Annotated in this window: 1 protein-coding gene; it reads right to left on the bottom strand. The window is 52.4% G+C overall.

Annotated elements, in window-relative coordinates; translation table 11 throughout:
• The coding region (locus R8N47_RS28725; RefSeq protein WP_318186549.1) for a helicase-related protein at positions 1-502 on the bottom strand (502 nt) is incomplete at both ends.

The raw sequence follows: 502 nt of genomic DNA, 5'->3' as shown, positions 1-502 counted from the left end.
GCGTTTTTTCGCGTCCTTCGCTTCGGCGTTAATCGCACCAAGCTCTTCCAACAAGCGAACACCGTCTTGGATGTTGCGTTTATCCGGCGCTTCCACAAATGGAAACGCTTGAATGTCGCCCAAGCCAAGTGCCGTCATCTGCAAGATAACCGATGCTAGGTTGGTACGCAGGATCTCGGGATCGGTAAACTCTGGGCGCGACTCAAAATCTTCCTCTGAGTACAGACGGATACAGATACCCTCTTCCACACGACCACAACGACCTTTACGTTGGTTCGCACTCGCCTGAGAAATTGGCTCGATTGGAAGGCGTTGTACTTTAGTACGGTAACTGTAACGGCTAATACGCGCCGTACCCGGATCGATCACGTATTTGATGCCCGGAACCGTCAACGAGGTTTCTGCCACGTTGGTTGCCAGTACAATTCGACGACCAGCATGCGGTTGGAAGATTTTGTTCTGTTCACCCGCCGACAAGCGCGCGTAAAGCGGCACAATTTCC

Source organism: Vibrio sp. 2132-1 (genome assembly GCF_033344315.1).
Note: the sequence above shows the minus strand (reverse complement) of the source record. Positions and strands in the feature narration are given on the sequence as shown.